This window comes from Rhodopirellula sp. JB055 (genome assembly GCF_043100905.1).
Lineage (GTDB): Bacteria > Planctomycetota > Planctomycetia > Pirellulales > Pirellulaceae > Rhodopirellula.
Genome location: NZ_JBICHO010000508.1, coordinates 1 through 14,723, shown reverse-complemented (window position 1 = coordinate 14,723; position 14,723 = coordinate 1). Strand labels below are relative to the sequence as shown.

Below are 14,723 nucleotides of genomic sequence, written 5' to 3'. Positions count from 1 at the left end.
TCGATGTTCAACAGCTCCGAACACACGGAGGCAGCCTCCGCGTGTTCGCCCAACGTACCGACACAGGCAAAAGAGCTAGAACCCCTACGGTCGATGAACTTCTCAAAGCAGAGGCAGACCTTGGGCTTTCCTCCACCGACTTCTATCTCGGATTTCAACAGAAAACCGATGAAGTCAAAGACAAATTCATTCGTTTCCTCATTGATGCAAAACAGGCAAATAAAAGCGTGGCCGCCTACGGTGCTGCTGCCAAAGGAAACACTTTGATCAACTATGCCGGCATCCGCCCGGATCTGATTCAGTTTGTCGTCGACCGCAATCCTGCGAAACAGGGCAAGTTCATGCCCGGCAGCCGAATTCCAATCGTCGATGAAGATCAACTACGTTCAACCCGTCCCGATTACATCGTTGTCCTCCCTTGGAACCTCCTCGACGAAATCGCAAAACAACTCGATTACACGCGGCAGTGGAACGCCCAGCTAGTGAGTGCTATCCCTCACCTGAGAATCATATGAAACCCAGGATCCACTACACCAAACCATCCATCACAGACCTTGAGGTGCGTTACGCGACCGACGCAGCCGAAAATGGCTGGGGGGAGAGGTGCTACGAATACATCGGTCGCTTCGAACAGGCATTCCGAGAACATCTCGGTGTCGACTATGCCATTGCGACGTCCAGTTGCACCGGGGCCATCCACATGGGCCTTGCCGCACTAGGGATTGGACCAGGCGACGAAGTGATTCTCGCCGACACAAACTGGATTGCCACCGTCGCACCAATCATTCACCTGGGTGCAACACCTGTTTTTGTCGACGTTTCAAAAGACTCGTGGTGCATCGATCCAGAAAGAGCAGAGGCTGCCGTCACCAACAACACCAAAGCAATCATTGCAGTGCATTTGTACGGAAACGTTTGCGACATGCAGTCTTTGTGTGATCTCGGAAAACGGAAAAACCTTCCTATCATTGAAGACTCGGCCGAGGCAATTGGTTCACAGCACAGCGGGCGTCGTGCAGGAAGCATCGGACGTTTCGGAACGTTTTCATTCCACGGAACGAAGACACTGACAACTGGTGAAGGCGGCATGTTTGTGACCAACGATCCCGACCTGTACGAGACCGTGTTGACCCTTTCCAATCACGGTCGTGCGCGTTCGCAAACGAAGCAGTTCTGGCCTGACATGGTCGGCTTCAAGTACAAGATGTCTAACATCCAAGCGGCGATCGGATGCGCGCAGATGGAACGCATCGACTCGCTCATCAGTCGCAAACGAGAAATCATGTCTGCCTACCGGTCCGAACTGTCAGACCTAGATTGGATCTCACTAAACCCTGAAGACAAGGGCACGGTCAATGGAGCCTGGATGCCATCCATCGTCTGCACCAAGGAATCAGGCATCACCAGTGAACTGCTTGCCGAACGATTCCGCGCCGAGAACGTTGACGCCCGAGTGTTTTTCCACCCACTGAGCAGCCTCGATTTCTTCGAAAGCCAACCGGAGAATGTCAACTCATACGATTTGCCCAAACGCTCTTTCAACCTTCCTAGCTATCACGACATCGAAGACGCCGACATCAAGCGTGTTGCCACGATCATTCGAAACCTCAATCCGGCTTGACTGCATTGACAGAGCTTAACCACCACGCCGATCCATCGGCTTCACTTTCCAGCCTCCGTTCCTTTGGCCATATTTCATGTTGCGTTTCGGAGTGATCGGATCAGCGGGGGGCAGTTCCTTCTTTTCAGCCCTCGACTGCCTGGGCGGCGACCAAAATGATTTCGCAGCATCGGCCGTGGTGAACCGAGCCTGCGGGCTTTCTGATCGCTGCAGTGAACGGTCCGTTCCATGGAAGATACTTCCATACCATGACCGAGAATCATTCTCAGAACGCTGTGCGTCGCATTTCCACGACCAGGGGATCCAAAACGTCATCCTCTACTACGACCGACTGCTTCAAGCCTCAACGTTCGAATCCGCAGGGATCCGAGTCGTGAATATTCACCCATCCCTGCTGCCATCCTTCCCAGGGATGAATTCAGTTGAAAAGGCATATCGACGCGGCGTAAAAATCCTTGGCAGCACACTTCACCGCATCGACGAAGGAGTCGACACAGGCCCCATCATCGCACAAGTCTGCAGCCACCTTGCTGACCCACACAACTTGCAACGAATGCAGACGATCAGCTACATCCAAAAGACTTATCTCAACCTAGTTTGGTTCAGTCTACTCAAGGACGAGAACTCACCACGCGGTACCGCGCCCATCGCTCAACTGATAAACTGCCCAAGCCATGCGTTAACGGACAACAGAATTCTCGAACGATTCAACGCACTCTGCTCCTCGACCCTTCCATAGAAACAACATGCGATCCGTCGTCATTTCGCAATCGATGTATTTTCCATGGGTCGGATTACTGGAACAAATCCGTCTGGCAAACATTTTCGTCCACTATGACGACGTGCAATACACGCGTGGATTTTACAACCGGGTGCAGGTCAAAACGGCCGGCGGGGTACGGTGGATGACGGTTCCGCTCAAGGACTATCACCGTGGACAACTGATCGAGGAAGTCCAGATTGACTCCTCTCAAAATTGGCAAGAAAAACATCTCAAGCTAATCACAGACGCCTTTAAACAGTGCCCATTTCAAAATGACGCAATGGAACTGATGAAGTCAGTTTTCGACCATTCCCCCCGAACAATTGGCGAATTGTCACGACAGTCGATCCTAGCACTTGCTGAATACTTTGGTCTCGACGCAAACACGCAGTTCGCCGACTCCAACTCTCTGAACGTTCCTGGTCGTAGTTCACAACGCCTCATGGACCTCACGAAAAAGCTTTCAGGGGATGTGTACATCACTGGCCACGGTGCAAAAAACTACATGGACTACGACGTCTTTGAAACAAACAACATTGAGGTACGTTTCATGGACTATCAACATCAGCCCTACCCGCAACAACATGGTGACTTCACGCCTTTTGTGACCGGACTGGATCTCGTCGCGAATTGCGGCCGAGAAGGCACCTCGTTTATCTGCTCGAACACCACTCACTGGAAAGAGTTCATTGATGAATCCGCATGAAGAATTCGCACAGGAAGTCGCACAAAATATCGAATCCCTGGGAAAAGACACTGACCTCGGCGCCTTGTCTCGCATTTGGATTCGCGAAATCACGCGTCATAAATGGGCTTATAACTTCAAATGGCTCGGTCGTCCGGCGATCCAGTTCCCGAATGACACGTGGCAAGTCCAAGAACTCATCTGGAATTGCCGCCCGGATGTCATCATTGAAACCGGAATTGCGCACGGAGGCTCACTGATCTACAACGCCTCGATGCTGACGCTGCTTGACTACACCGATGCGATTGAAAACGGAGAGGTGCTTGACCCTGCCGCGCCGAAGCGTCGGGTCATTGGGATTGATATCGACATCCGGTCTCACAACCGCGATGCCATTGAAGCCCACCCGATGTCGAATCGAATCGACATGATTGAGGGCTCTAGCATTGCGGACGAGGTTGTCTCGCAAGTCAAATCCAAGGTGACGCCCACTGATCGCGTCTTGGTCCTGTTGGACAGCAATCACACTCACGATCACGTTCTTGCGGAACTGAATGCCTACGCTCCGCTTGTTACCTCGGGAAGCTACTGCGTCGCCTTTGACACCATCGTCGAAGACATGCCGGAAGAGTTCTTCGACGATCGTCCCTGGCGTCCAGGCAACAGCCCCAAATCGGCGGTCATGGAATTCATCAAACAAAACCCCGACTTTACAATCGACGAATCAATCGATCACAAGCTGCAGATCTCCGTTGCACCTTCGGGTTACCTGCTCCGCAAATAGACCAGAGATCAATACATCGCGAACTCGATTTTTCGCGAAAAAAGGGCCGCCGAAACTGACGGTGGCCCTGTCAGCATCTCTTTCCGCACAATCAAGCAACTGCGGATGGCGGAAAAACCTTGGTTGTTGCCGATCGCAACGCTGAGGTGTTTCGAAAGTAGTCCTGGTACCACTCAATGGTGCGGGCCATTCCTTCACCCAATGTGAATTCAGGCTGCCAATTCAGTTGATTCCGAGCCTTGCTCGCGTCCAAGTACTGGTGCTGAATCTCGTTGGAAGCCTCACCCAACACCCTTGGGCGAAGCGAAGAGCCCATCGTTTGAAGAACTTGGTCAACGAGCTCCAAGACAGAAACTTGAATCTCGGTGGAAAGATTGAACGCCTCGCCGTTGAGTTCGGGACGTTGTGCCATTTGTTCGGCTAAATGCATGTAAGCAGCAGCGCCGTCTTCCACATAGAAATAATCGCGTACAAACGAACCATCAGATCGAATGACCGGTGCTTCGTCACGCAACACTGACCGAATAGTACCAGGAATAATCCGGTTCCAATACAGAGACCCTCCACCGTAGAAGTTACCGCAACGAGTCACGCAGACAGGCAAGTTGTAGGTATTTGCGTACGTCTGAGCAATCAAATCACCACATGATTTGCTGACATCGTACGGATGCATTCCAACCAACGGGGTTTCCTCGGTGTAGGGCAGCACCTTCGCATCGCCGTATGCCTTGTCTGAAGATGCCACGACAATCTGCTCCACCTTCGGACTGCGGCGGCAAGCCTCCATCAACTTCCATGTTCCGCCAATGTTGGCCTCGAACGTTGAAATCGGATTGCGATTGGCAATTCCAACGATGGTTTGCGCCGCCAAGTGCATGACGGTTGAAACCTCATGCTCACCCAAAACTCGCTCCAAGCAGTCTTGATCGCAGATGTCCCCGCGAACAACCGTCACGCGATCAAGATCACCACAACGAACGATCTCTGCATTGGGCGTCCAGTCGCGAATCAAACAAATGACGTCAGCTTCTGCTTCGAGCAGTCGCTTGACCAGCCACCCACCTACCAGCCCCGTCGCACCGGTAACCAAGACCGAGCGATCTCGCCAGAAACTTGCTTGGAATGCGGCTTCACTGGTGTCAGAAACATCCATGGTTCACTCGTGAATTTAGAGTCTTTGTCGGGAGTGCAGAGAATTGCGAACAGGCATTGCTGTCGCGGAAAGGTTGTCAGGCAGCTTTGGCTTTAGTGGGCGCGATTCGCAAGCGAGGTTCTTTGATATCGCTTTCCCAGGTGCACCATGGGGCGTGACCTTCATCCCACAACCGCTGTAGATAGTGCTTGTCCCGGAGAGTGTCCATGCATTGCCAGAATCCGTCATGACGATAGGCGGCCAACTGCCCGTCCGCTGCCACTCTTTCCAATGCATCCGCTTCAAGGCTGTCCCGATCGGATGACAAATAGTCAAAAATCCCCGGCTCGAAGACCAAGAACCCACCGTTGATCCAGCCTTCTCCCGACACGGGTTTTTCAGTGAAGTGATCCACGAAGTCGCCATTCATGATCAACCCGCCAAACCGAGCTGGCGGTCGAACGGCGGTGACGGTTGCCAACCGACCATGCGATCGATGAAAATCCAACAACTCTTCCACATTCACATCACTGACACCATCGCCATAGGTCAGCATGAATGTCCCGGAATCCAAACGAGACTTCAAACGCAGCAAGCGACCGCCGGTTTGCGTATCGATTCCCGTGTCGAACAAATTGACGCGCCAGCTCTCGGCTTCGGTTTCCTTCCGGGCAACCACATTGCGTCCAAAATCAATCGACAGGTCACCAGCAAGGTTGTACTGATCGAGAAAATAGTTCTTGATAAAGTCACCCATGTAACCACAGGCGATGTTGAACTCATCTTGGCCGTGATGAGCAAAATGCTTCATGATGTGCCACAAGATCGGACGCCCGCCGATCTCGACCATGGGCTTCGGTCGAGTAGTGGTTTCTTCCTGCAGTCTGGTGCCGAGCCCGCCGGCTAGCAATACGATCGACATTGACCATTCCTTTAGTCATCGAAGCACGTGCGAGTCCCCTTGCCTTTGGGCACTCGAGGTGCGTGAAACCTTAGCGTCCCTCGCGCCCCCCAACAATACCGAATTCAATTCGACGATATCGACATGTCGTCGCTTCGACGTTGACCACCTGCCACCCAACTTGCTAAGAGAACTCTCCCCAAACGTGCACCCAAGATTCGCCAGCAGTATCCGGTTGCCTCGCACGATCGCCCGTCTCTCCTTCCCCTCCCCACCACCGAGCAGTCAAAGTGATCATCAGCCTCATCATTCCGACCCGAGAACGAGCGAAGTATCTCAAAGCCTCTATCCAAACAGCGCTACGGGCCAAAGACGATCAGTTTGAAATCATCATCAGTGACAATGCTAGCAATGATGACACAGAGCAAGTCGTCGCCTCCATTGACGATTCTCGGGTGAAATATTTCAACACGGGTGAACGTATCTCGATGCGTCAAAACTTCGAGTTTTCACTGCGGAAAAGCAGCGGTGACTACGTGGTCTACATGGGTGATGACGACTGCTTCCTCGCAGATCAACTGCCCTTCCTGCGTCAAATACTGGAACAACATTCCCCAGACGCATTGAGCTGGGATCGTCCAACCTATGGTTGGCCTGTCCCCGGTTATGGAAAGCATACCGGAAGCGTCAAATTTCAACGAAACAGCCTGTACGGTGAAGTTGGCCAACTCGATTGCAATGATAGCAAACAACGACTCCTTGCCTGCAACATCGGAGCTCTGGGTCCCAAACCCGCTATTTATCACGGGTGTATCTCACGCCGCTTTCTTCGCAGCATTGAAACCCCAGAAGGCGTTTGCTTCGCCAGCAGCAACCCCGACGTCTACGTGACTTACCAAGTGATCCTGAGGAATGCTCACGCAATGCACGTGGCCCACCCATTCACACTGAATGGATACAGCCCGGCTAGCACGGGCGGGGCCCATCACGCCTACAAAGCAGGCGACCCGCGATGCAAACCAGCTCACATGTGGCGGCAAGAAAACAAACAAGACCCGCTATGCGATGTTGTTGGGTACACACTGACCGTCCCACACGCATTCTTTTCGACCTTGGAAACCATCCGCGCCATCTCGCCGCAAGAGATCGAAAAACCCGACTACCGCGTATGGTATCACTACGTGCTTCACTCAGCTCGCCCAGAAGACCATGAAACCAAGCAAATGCTGGCGGAGAACATGGCCATGTACGCTGAAAAAACAGGGACCCAATCAGAACTCGCAGAAGCGAGCGACGCGAGCGTCGCCGTCGCAGGCAAAATCAAAAAATACAGCCAGCGAATCGAAAAACTTCGGACGATGATGCATCGCAAACGAATATCAGCCGAAATCGATGGCCAGAACAACGCACTGACTGCAGCGCTAACCTACGATCGCGTTCTCGGGGACGACTATGCAGGCATCCTTGATGGAAGCCGCACAAGGCATCTTTGCTGGAAAGCCGCGATGCAGCGTTCTCGGGAACGACAACTCATTGCCCGAGCGGCCTGACTCAGAAATTCGCGGTCTTGTGACAAAGACGTCCATTAGGTTCACTGAATCGAATGAAGCTACTTTGTCGAACGGATTGGTCGATGGTTGCATCCTTCTCGGGAAATGCCCTGTGGAACCACAGGCCCGAGGGTGAGATTCCTGCGCATCCCGACGGACGACATGGATTCGCGTGATTCTTGCCGTGACGGATTTTGCCAATGCAATTGCCGACAACTGATTCGAACGAACTCTCGTTGATTTACCTGCACATCCCGAAGTGCGGTGGCTCCTTCATTCAAAAGACCTTTGCTCCCTACTCTGAGGCGTGCCCGACAATTCAGTGGGATGACGCGAGGGGACATTTGACCTACCTCGAGTACCTGAGAGTCTTCGAGAACCACGGCGAAGACATCCATCACAACCAAATCATGACCGTCGTGCGGAATCCGTGGGCATGGCACGTTTCGTGGTTCAACTACGTCCGTCGCGATCGTTGGGGAAAGCGATCGGGGCTCAAGGTCGAACACAAACTCTTTCGCCGAATGTCCTTCGACGATTACCTGAATTGGCTCGATGACGACAACGCCCCGCAATCACCCCAGGGCTATCTGAAGAAGCAGCAATCCGACTGGGTCTGCGACGAAGAAGGCCAAATTCGCGTTGACCACGTTCTGCATCAGGAGTGTTTGCTGCAAGAACTACAAACACTGATTGCACAGCTCAAAATTGATGTCTCGCCGACCGCGAACCGTGTGAACGTGTCGACGAAAGACGATTACCGCAGCTACTACTCGCAACGCGGCATCGACTTGGTTGCCTCGCGGCATCGCCGCGATTGTGAACTGTTTGGCTACAAGTTTTCTGATCAGCCCCAAGCGTCATGACGAGTGCTTTGACCGCGTGAATGCCCTGATCAGACCGCTCCAATCACCGCCTGGATCAGGTGGACGCTTTCATTCGTGATTGGATCTCGGAGACCACGTCGTCGATTTTGACGCGGGTTTGCTCCAGCGAGTCTCGGTCCCGAATCGTGACGGTTTTGTCCTTCAGCGAATCGCCATCGACGGTGATGCAGTAAGGCGTTCCTGCTTCGTCTTGACGACGATAACGTCGACCGACCGCTCCCTTCGCATCGTAGAACACGTTGTAGTGTTCTTTGAGGGCGCCGTAGATTTCTTGGGCCACCTCGGGCATGCCGTCTTTCTTGACGAGCGGGAACACAGCGGCCTTGATCGGAGCCAAGCGCGGGTCCAATTTCATGACCGTTCGAGTTTGCATCTTGCCGTTTTCGTCTGGTGCTTCGTCTTCGGTGTAGGCTTCACACAAGAACGCCAAGGCGGCACGGTCGGCACCCGCGGAGGGCTCAATCACATGCGGGACGAATTTTTCGTTCGTGATTTCGTCCCGGTAAGCGAGGTCCTTGCCACTGCCGCGATGCTTGGGCTTGCCGTGCTCGTTCAGTTCCACCGTCATTGGATTGGTCGATGGATCGAGTTTGCCTTCCATGTGACTGCGGAGGTCGAAATCGCCGCGGTGGGCAATTCCTTCCAATTCGCCGTACTCGCCTTCGGGCAAGAACGGGAACGCGTATTCGATGTCGGCGGTGCCGACGCTGTAGTGAGCCAATTCCTCGGTGTGGTGTTCTCGCATGATCAACGATTCATCGGACAAACCCAGTTTGGTGTACCAAGCCATCCGGCGATCTCGCCAGTACCGGTACCACTCTTGCGACTGATCAGGGTGGCAGAAAAACTCAATTTCCATTTGCTCGAATTCGCGCGAGCGGAACGTGAAGTTTCGCGGCGTGATTTCGTTGCGGAAGCTCTTGCCGGTTTGGCCAATTCCAAACGGGATGCGAACGCGAGAACTGTCCACGACATTCTTGAAGTTGACGAAGATCCCTTGCGCGGTCTCAGGACGCAGGAACGTCGTGTCGTCTTCACCGCCCAAAGCACCCAAGGTGGTTTTGAACATCAAATTGAATTCGCGAGGCTCGGTCAACGTTCCAAGCGTCTTTGCGTCGGGAGCCAACACGTTTTCGGTCGAATCCAGCTTGTCCAGCGTTAACGATTCCTTTTCGATGGTCAACTCGTCCGCGTTCTTGGCACGAAGTTTAAAGAACTTCAGCCCGCGCCGGCGAACTTCGTCTTCCTCTTGCTCAATTTCAGCGAGCGTCGAAACGAAGATCTTTTTGCCTTGGTATTCGACGAAACGACCGCGAACCTGGTCAAATCGATACCGTTTCTTCGATTCACGACAATCGACCATGTGATCGTGGAACAGGTCGTAGTGGCCGCTGCACTTCCAGACTTGTGGGTGCATGATGATCGTGCAATCCAGGCCGACCATTTCGAAAGTGGAGGGAGCCCCTGCGGGCGCCACCAATTCGTTGTGGCCCGAGATCATGTCGTGCCACCACGCATCCTTGAGGTTGCGTTTCAGCTCCACGCCCAACGGTCCGTAGTCCCAGAAGCCTTGGACACCGCCGTAAATTTCGCTGGATTGAAAAAGAAAACCGCGTCGTTTGCACAACGACACCAAGGCGTCCATTGATTTCATGAGAATCGGGCAGGCAATCGGGGGAGTGAAAGGAAAACCGACCCTACATTGTCCTCAAAATCGCTCGCTAGCCTATCCCACTGACATCAACGCGGCTGGATTCAATAGCGAGTTGAACCAAATCCGTTGGGAGTGGCCATTTGGGTGCCGCCGGCGTTGAACGAGGCGGCGTCCCGAGTCGAGTTGATCTGGCGACTGAGCGCGGCCACGCGCTCGCTCACCATCGCTCCATTGGGCCCCAAAACGCCTCCGCCGAGCGCCAACGCTCGTTGGTAATTTTGCAATGCCTGCACCGGATCACCGCTGGCTTCTCTCAGACGGGCCAGTGCCAACCACGCCCGAGCGTTGTTGGCGTCTTGCTGCACCGCGTCTTCCAAGTATTTCAGCGCCGTTTGGGGTTCGCCGTGCTCTTCATAAAGCCGGGCCAACTCGATGCGTGGTTCAGCCAAAGCGGGGTTCTGAGCGGCCCAGTTTTTCAGCAGCGTGAAAGCCCGGTCAGGACGTCCGGAATCGACCAACAAAACCGCCAACCCGCGATGACAATCGACATGATTGGGATCGTGATCCAAACATTGATTGTAAAGTGCTTCGCTTTGGCGGATCAGGTTCGGATCTTGCCGCTGATTCCCCAGTCGGTGCGTTGTTGCGGCCAAGTTGTAGTAGCCATCCGCGTCGGTTGGGTCCGACGCAATCGCTTTTTGGAACTGCTCCATCGCCGCCGTGTACTGGCCTTGGTTGTACAGAGCTGCTCCCTGAGTGTTCTGGCTTCCCGCCGCCCACTGGCAACCTGTCATGGTGGCGAAGATGGCCCCCGCGATCAAAGAAGCGGTCAGACAGCTCCAGATCGTCCAGCGACTGTTCTGAACGGGCTGAGCGGTGGTTTCCGCAGGCTGATTCACGTCGGGGTTGAAAACCCGCAAACCATTTGGGTTGGGCGGCGACGCCTCGTTGGCATGCGACCGAGTGCCAGCCGAAACCGGTGGGGCGGGCGAGACAAAGGAATCATTGCGAAGAGCAGGGCTGGGCATCGTTAGCGACTGGGTGCTGGAGCCATTCGGAAAACGCGCGAAAGGAACACCAACGCGCGTCATGCAGCCCTGTACTAGTCCTTTCTGACGAACCGTCGCAAGACCGACGATTCACGTTGCATCAATTTATGGGTTGCCGCTACAAGAGAAGTCACCCAGGATCCCGCCCGCACCTCGACACACGTCACCGAAAAAGGATTTTTCAAATGGCGTCTTCCAATGGACTGTCTCTGCAAGAAATCGCCGACTTGGTTGGCGGTCGACTGCTCGACTTCAGCGATTGCCACCCAAACGACTCTGATTCGTCGCAGGATGCTGCCGAAGGGAAATCCCCGAGCGATAAAATTTCGGGAGCGATTTGCTCGGGTGCCGCGCCCCCAGCCGAAGCGGGGCCCCAAGAAATCACGCTGATCGATCAAGCCAATCACGTCAGCCAGTTGTCAGACAGCCGCGCTTTCGCGGTCATCGCTCCCGAATACGTCGCCGCCTCACCCATTCGTTTGCAAATCCTGGTAGACGACCCTCACGCCGCCTTCACTCAAGTGGTCAGCCACTACCGGCCCGCCCTGGGCAACTCCATGCCAGCCAGCGGGATCGACCCGACCGCCAACATTGACCCGACCAGCGAAGTGCACCCTTCGGCGGTCATCGGTGCCGACGTCAAAATTGGTCCCGGTTGCTACATCGCACCAGGAGTCACCATCGCGGCGGGTTGCCAAATCGGTGCCGATTGCACACTGCACCCCAACGTGACGCTGTATGCCTACAGTCAACTCGGCCAGCGCGTCACCTTGCACGCCGGCACGGTCGTGAGCGCTCACGGGTTCGGATACAAAATGATCGATGGACGCCACGTGCCCACCGCACAACTTGGCTATGTCGTGATCGAAAACGATGTGGAAGTGGGCGCCAGTTCGACGATCGATCGAGGCACCTATGGCGCCACCCGCATCGGCGAAGGCACCAAGATCGACAACCAAGTCATGATCGCTCACAACTGCCAAATTGGTCGTCACAATTTGTTGTGCAGCCAAGTCGGGATCGCAGGAAGTTGCATCACCGGTGACTATGTCGTTTTGGCCGGGCAAGTCGGATTGAAAGACCACATCGCATTGGCGGACGGTGTGATCGTCGGTGCCCAAGCCGGTGTGATGGACGATCTGGCGCCGAACCAAGTTTACTTGGGTTCGCCGGCGACCCCACAGCGAGATCAAATGCAGATCATGGCTGTCCAACGCAAACTGCCCGAAATGCGTCGCGACCTAAAACGATTGACGCAGCAAGTCAGCCGATTGACGACCGCTGCCGAAAACCAATCCTCGAGCATCGGTCAACAAAAAGCTGCCTGAGCGAATATCGGTTCCCGCAACCTTGCGACTGCCATGAGACTTGCGACCGCCATGACAACTGTCTCTTCCAATCCAACCACGAATCACCATGTCGACGACATGGACCATTCTGGTTTGGCCGATCGCGATGTGCCTGTGGGTGCACCGGTTGGTTTGATTGCGGGCTGGGGACGCTTTCCAATCTGTGTCGCCGAAAAACTCAAGGCTCTCGGTCATCCGGTTCACTGTGTTGCCATCACGGGACACGCCGGCGAAGAACTCAATGACCTTTGTGACAGCGTGATGTGGTCAGGCGTCGGCCGATTTGGTGGTCATCTTCGTTACTTCAAACGCAACGATGTCAGCCACGTGACAATGGCAGGCAAACTGTTCAAGTCCGACCTGCTTTACAGTGGTTCGGTTTGGATTCGTCACACGCCGGACTGGACGTGCATCAAAACATTTTGGCCGTGTTTGTTTGGTGCTCGCCGAGACGCACGCGACGACCGGTTGCTCGGCGCGGTCATCGACACTTATGAGAATCATAAGATGAAAATTTGCTCTGCCACGGACTTGGCCCCGGAACTGCTCGCGAAAACGGGGCGGCTGACTCGCCGCAAACCTTCGTCCGCAATCCAGTCTGACATCGCCGCCGGATGGCAAATCGCAAAGACAATGGGCGGACTGGACATCGGCCAAGCCATCACGATCAAAGATGGCACCATCATCGCCGTCGAAGCGATTGAAGGCACCGACGCCTGCATCGCACGCACGGGCGAATTGTGCCGACGAGGTGGTTGGACGCTGGTCAAAGTCAGCAAACCAGAACAAGACATGCGGTTCGATGTACCAACCATCGGCCCGCAAACGATCCAGCGTGTTCACGAAGCAGGAGGAGCGGCGATCGCCATCGAGGCCGACAAGACCATCCTATTGGACAGCGAAGAAACGATCGCACTGGCAGATCGATTGGGGATTGCTTTGGTAGCGATGAAATCGCTGGGTAAGATGAAAGACCAACTGCCGTCTTCTCAGAAAGCAGCCTGAACACGTGACTGAATCTCGCTGGTACCACACTTCGCCTCCCGCGAAACTCAATCTTTTTCTCGAACTCTTGGCACGTCGCGATGACGGTTTTCACGAACTGGACACCGTGATGGTCGCCATCGATTGGCGAGACGAACTTCGCCTTCGCCGCACCTCGCGACCGGGGGTCCAATTGTCGGTTGACTGGACGGCGGGACGAGCTTCGGTTGCCCAAGAATTGCAGGTCGATGAAGACGACGAATTGCTGTTCATTCCGATCGACGAGAAAAACCTGGTCGTCCGTGCGCTCCATCGCCTGACCGAGACCTTGGGCTTGGACGGTGGATGGGAAGTCCACCTGAACAAAAACATTCCCAGCGGAGCGGGCATGGGAGGTGCCAGCAGCGACGCTGCCTCGGCATTGCAACTGGGATGGGAAGCCGCCAGCGAAACCCACCCCAAGATGCCAGTGAGTTCCAAACGGGAATTACTGTCTTCATTGGCCGCCGAGATCGGCAGTGATGTTCCCTTTTTCTTCGGGGCTCCACGTTCTGTTGAATCCACGCACTCACCAGTCCCTGCTCATTCCAACGATGGCATCCTATGCGCCCGTGCAACCGGTCGCGGGGAGAAACTGCAGTTCTTCACATTAGCCAATCCGTTGCACGCAGTCGTCATTTTCCCGGCGGCGAGTGTTTCGACCGCGCAAGTCTATTCACGGTGCATTGTCCCTGATTCACCCCGTTCCAGCGATGATTTACTGCTCGCACTGCAAGGAATGACCGCCGAAAACACGTTTTCATTGCATAACACCTTGGAAGCGACCGCACGCGGGCTTTCATCGCGCATTGCTCCCGCCCTAGAATGTCTGTCGAAGGCTGGACTGACACATTGCCACATGACGGGCAGCGGTTCGGCTTGCTTCGCTCTGGCAGACTCGTCGCAACAAGCAGCGTTCGCTGCAAAGACACTGCGATCGACTTTTCCAGGTGGCGCATTGATCCGACCGGTTATGAGTTGTGTGGTGCCGTCGGAGATCCACATCGCATAGGGGGACGTCGTGGAAATTACCGAGATTCGCATCAAGCTGATGGAAGGTTCGGAGGACCGTCTGCGGGCGTTTTGCTCGATCACCATTGACCAATCGTTTGTCGTTCGTGATCTGAAAATCATCGACGGCTCCAGTGGCCCCTTCGTCGCCATGCCCAGTCGAAAATTGACGGGTCACTGTGGCAAATGCAGCTCGAAGAACCACTTGCGTGCAACTTATTGCAATCACTGTGGAGCCAAACTGAGTGGCCACAATGCGAATTCGCCACAGAAGCTGTATGCGGATGTCGCCCACCCGATCAACAGCGAATGCC

15 protein-coding genes are annotated in these 14,723 nt (G+C 54.6%); 11 read left to right on the top strand and 4 right to left on the bottom strand.

All coding sequences use genetic code 11. The annotated features are described in order from the left end of the window. The 5 genes from ACF8AM_RS19910 to ACF8AM_RS19890 all read left to right on the top strand — a co-directional run. Nucleotides 1-515, top strand: a 515-nt coding sequence (locus ACF8AM_RS19910; RefSeq protein WP_392557324.1) for a methyltransferase C-terminal domain-containing protein, incomplete at its 5' end; no start/stop codon positions are given. Beyond that, the gene (locus ACF8AM_RS19905; protein WP_392557323.1) at nucleotides 512-1,621 is read left to right on the top strand and encodes a DegT/DnrJ/EryC1/StrS family aminotransferase; all 1,110 of its coding nucleotides are present in this window, start codon (nucleotides 512-514) and stop codon (nucleotides 1,619-1,621) included. The genes ACF8AM_RS19910 and ACF8AM_RS19905, both read left to right, overlap by 4 nt. A 76-nt stretch (nucleotides 1,622-1,697) precedes the next feature. Continuing rightward, nucleotides 1,698-2,360, top strand: coding sequence for a formyltransferase family protein (locus tag ACF8AM_RS19900; protein WP_392557322.1), 663 nt, complete (start codon nucleotides 1,698-1,700; stop codon nucleotides 2,358-2,360). A gap of 7 nt (nucleotides 2,361-2,367) precedes the next feature. Next, nucleotides 2,368-3,090 (top strand): WbqC family protein, encoded by a 723-nt coding sequence (locus ACF8AM_RS19895; protein WP_392557321.1) that lies wholly within the window; start codon nucleotides 2,368-2,370, stop codon nucleotides 3,088-3,090. Beyond that, on the top strand, nucleotides 3,077-3,853 hold the full coding sequence (locus tag ACF8AM_RS19890; RefSeq protein ID WP_392557320.1) for a cephalosporin hydroxylase family protein: 777 nt from the start codon (nucleotides 3,077-3,079) through the stop codon (nucleotides 3,851-3,853). The genes ACF8AM_RS19895 and ACF8AM_RS19890 overlap by 14 nt, the downstream gene beginning before the upstream one ends. Before the next feature lie 91 nt (nucleotides 3,854-3,944). On the opposite strand, the gene ACF8AM_RS19885 is transcribed toward ACF8AM_RS19890, so the two are convergent. Then, nucleotides 3,945-5,006, bottom strand: coding sequence for a GDP-mannose 4,6-dehydratase (locus ACF8AM_RS19885; RefSeq protein ID WP_392557319.1), 1,062 nt, complete (start codon nucleotides 5,004-5,006; stop codon nucleotides 3,945-3,947). Nucleotides 5,007-5,082: 76 nt separating this feature from the next. Continuing rightward, a complete protein-coding gene (gene rfbF / locus ACF8AM_RS19880) occupies nucleotides 5,083-5,907 on the bottom strand; it encodes a glucose-1-phosphate cytidylyltransferase (protein ID WP_392557318.1) in 825 nt (274 codons plus the stop codon). A 269-nt stretch (nucleotides 5,908-6,176) separates the two neighbouring features. Here rfbF and ACF8AM_RS19875 point away from each other — a divergent pair, with 269 nt between their 5' ends. Both ACF8AM_RS19875 and ACF8AM_RS19870 read left to right on the top strand, forming a co-directional pair. Then, on the top strand, nucleotides 6,177-7,436 hold the full coding sequence (locus ACF8AM_RS19875; RefSeq protein WP_392557317.1) for a glycosyltransferase family 2 protein: 1,260 nt from the start codon (nucleotides 6,177-6,179) through the stop codon (nucleotides 7,434-7,436). 200 nt (nucleotides 7,437-7,636) lie between these two features. After that, complete coding sequence (locus ACF8AM_RS19870) at nucleotides 7,637-8,302, top strand: sulfotransferase family 2 domain-containing protein (RefSeq protein WP_392557316.1); 666 nt, start codon at nucleotides 7,637-7,639, stop codon at nucleotides 8,300-8,302. Between the two features lie 55 nt (nucleotides 8,303-8,357). Here ACF8AM_RS19870 and ACF8AM_RS19865 read toward each other — a convergent pair whose 3' ends face one another. Beyond that, a complete protein-coding gene (locus ACF8AM_RS19865) occupies nucleotides 8,358-9,968 on the bottom strand; it encodes a glycine--tRNA ligase (RefSeq protein WP_392557326.1) in 1,611 nt (536 codons plus the stop codon). A 110-nt stretch (nucleotides 9,969-10,078) separates the two neighbouring features. Further along, complete coding sequence (locus ACF8AM_RS19860; protein WP_392557315.1) at nucleotides 10,079-11,005, bottom strand: tetratricopeptide repeat protein; 927 nt, start codon at nucleotides 11,003-11,005, stop codon at nucleotides 10,079-10,081. Between the two features lie 206 nt (nucleotides 11,006-11,211). On the opposite strand from ACF8AM_RS19860, the gene lpxD reads away from it, so the two are divergent. The 4 genes from lpxD to ACF8AM_RS19840 form a co-directional block, all read left to right on the top strand. Continuing rightward, the gene (lpxD, locus tag ACF8AM_RS19855; RefSeq protein WP_392557314.1) at nucleotides 11,212-12,354 is read left to right on the top strand and encodes a UDP-3-O-(3-hydroxymyristoyl)glucosamine N-acyltransferase; all 1,143 of its coding nucleotides are present in this window, start codon (nucleotides 11,212-11,214) and stop codon (nucleotides 12,352-12,354) included. Between the two features lie 99 nt (nucleotides 12,355-12,453). After that, nucleotides 12,454-13,380, top strand: coding sequence for an LpxI family protein (locus ACF8AM_RS19850; protein ID WP_392557325.1), 927 nt, complete (start codon nucleotides 12,454-12,456; stop codon nucleotides 13,378-13,380). Nucleotides 13,381-13,384: 4 nt separating this feature from the next. Next, nucleotides 13,385-14,410, top strand: coding sequence for a 4-(cytidine 5'-diphospho)-2-C-methyl-D-erythritol kinase (locus ACF8AM_RS19845; RefSeq protein WP_392557313.1), 1,026 nt, complete (start codon nucleotides 13,385-13,387; stop codon nucleotides 14,408-14,410). 9 nt (nucleotides 14,411-14,419) lie between these two features. Then, a partial coding sequence (locus ACF8AM_RS19840) for a SpoVG family protein (RefSeq protein ID WP_392557312.1) occupies nucleotides 14,420-14,723 on the top strand: 304 nt, incomplete at its 3' end.

Coding starts and splice junctions, on each gene's coding strand:
- ACF8AM_RS19865 (WP_392557326.1), bottom strand. CDS start 9,968: ATGGACGCCTTGGTGTCGTTGTGCAAACGACGCGGTTTTCTTTTTCAA.
- ACF8AM_RS19870 (WP_392557316.1), top strand. CDS start 7,637: ATGCAATTGCCGACAACTGATTCGAACGAACTCTCGTTGATTTACCTG.
- ACF8AM_RS19850 (WP_392557325.1), top strand. CDS start 12,454: ATGGACCATTCTGGTTTGGCCGATCGCGATGTGCCTGTGGGTGCACCG.
- ACF8AM_RS19885 (WP_392557319.1), bottom strand. CDS start 5,006: ATGGATGTTTCTGACACCAGTGAAGCCGCATTCCAAGCAAGTTTCTGG.
- ACF8AM_RS19900 (WP_392557322.1), top strand. CDS start 1,698: ATGTTGCGTTTCGGAGTGATCGGATCAGCGGGGGGCAGTTCCTTCTTT.
- lpxD (WP_392557314.1), top strand. CDS start 11,212: ATGGCGTCTTCCAATGGACTGTCTCTGCAAGAAATCGCCGACTTGGTT.
- ACF8AM_RS19895 (WP_392557321.1), top strand. CDS start 2,368: ATGCGATCCGTCGTCATTTCGCAATCGATGTATTTTCCATGGGTCGGA.
- ACF8AM_RS19890 (WP_392557320.1), top strand. CDS start 3,077: ATGAATCCGCATGAAGAATTCGCACAGGAAGTCGCACAAAATATCGAA.
- ACF8AM_RS19860 (WP_392557315.1), bottom strand. CDS start 11,005: ATGCCCAGCCCTGCTCTTCGCAATGATTCCTTTGTCTCGCCCGCCCCA.
- rfbF (WP_392557318.1), bottom strand. CDS start 5,907: ATGTCGATCGTATTGCTAGCCGGCGGGCTCGGCACCAGACTGCAGGAA.
- ACF8AM_RS19905 (WP_392557323.1), top strand. CDS start 512: ATGAAACCCAGGATCCACTACACCAAACCATCCATCACAGACCTTGAG.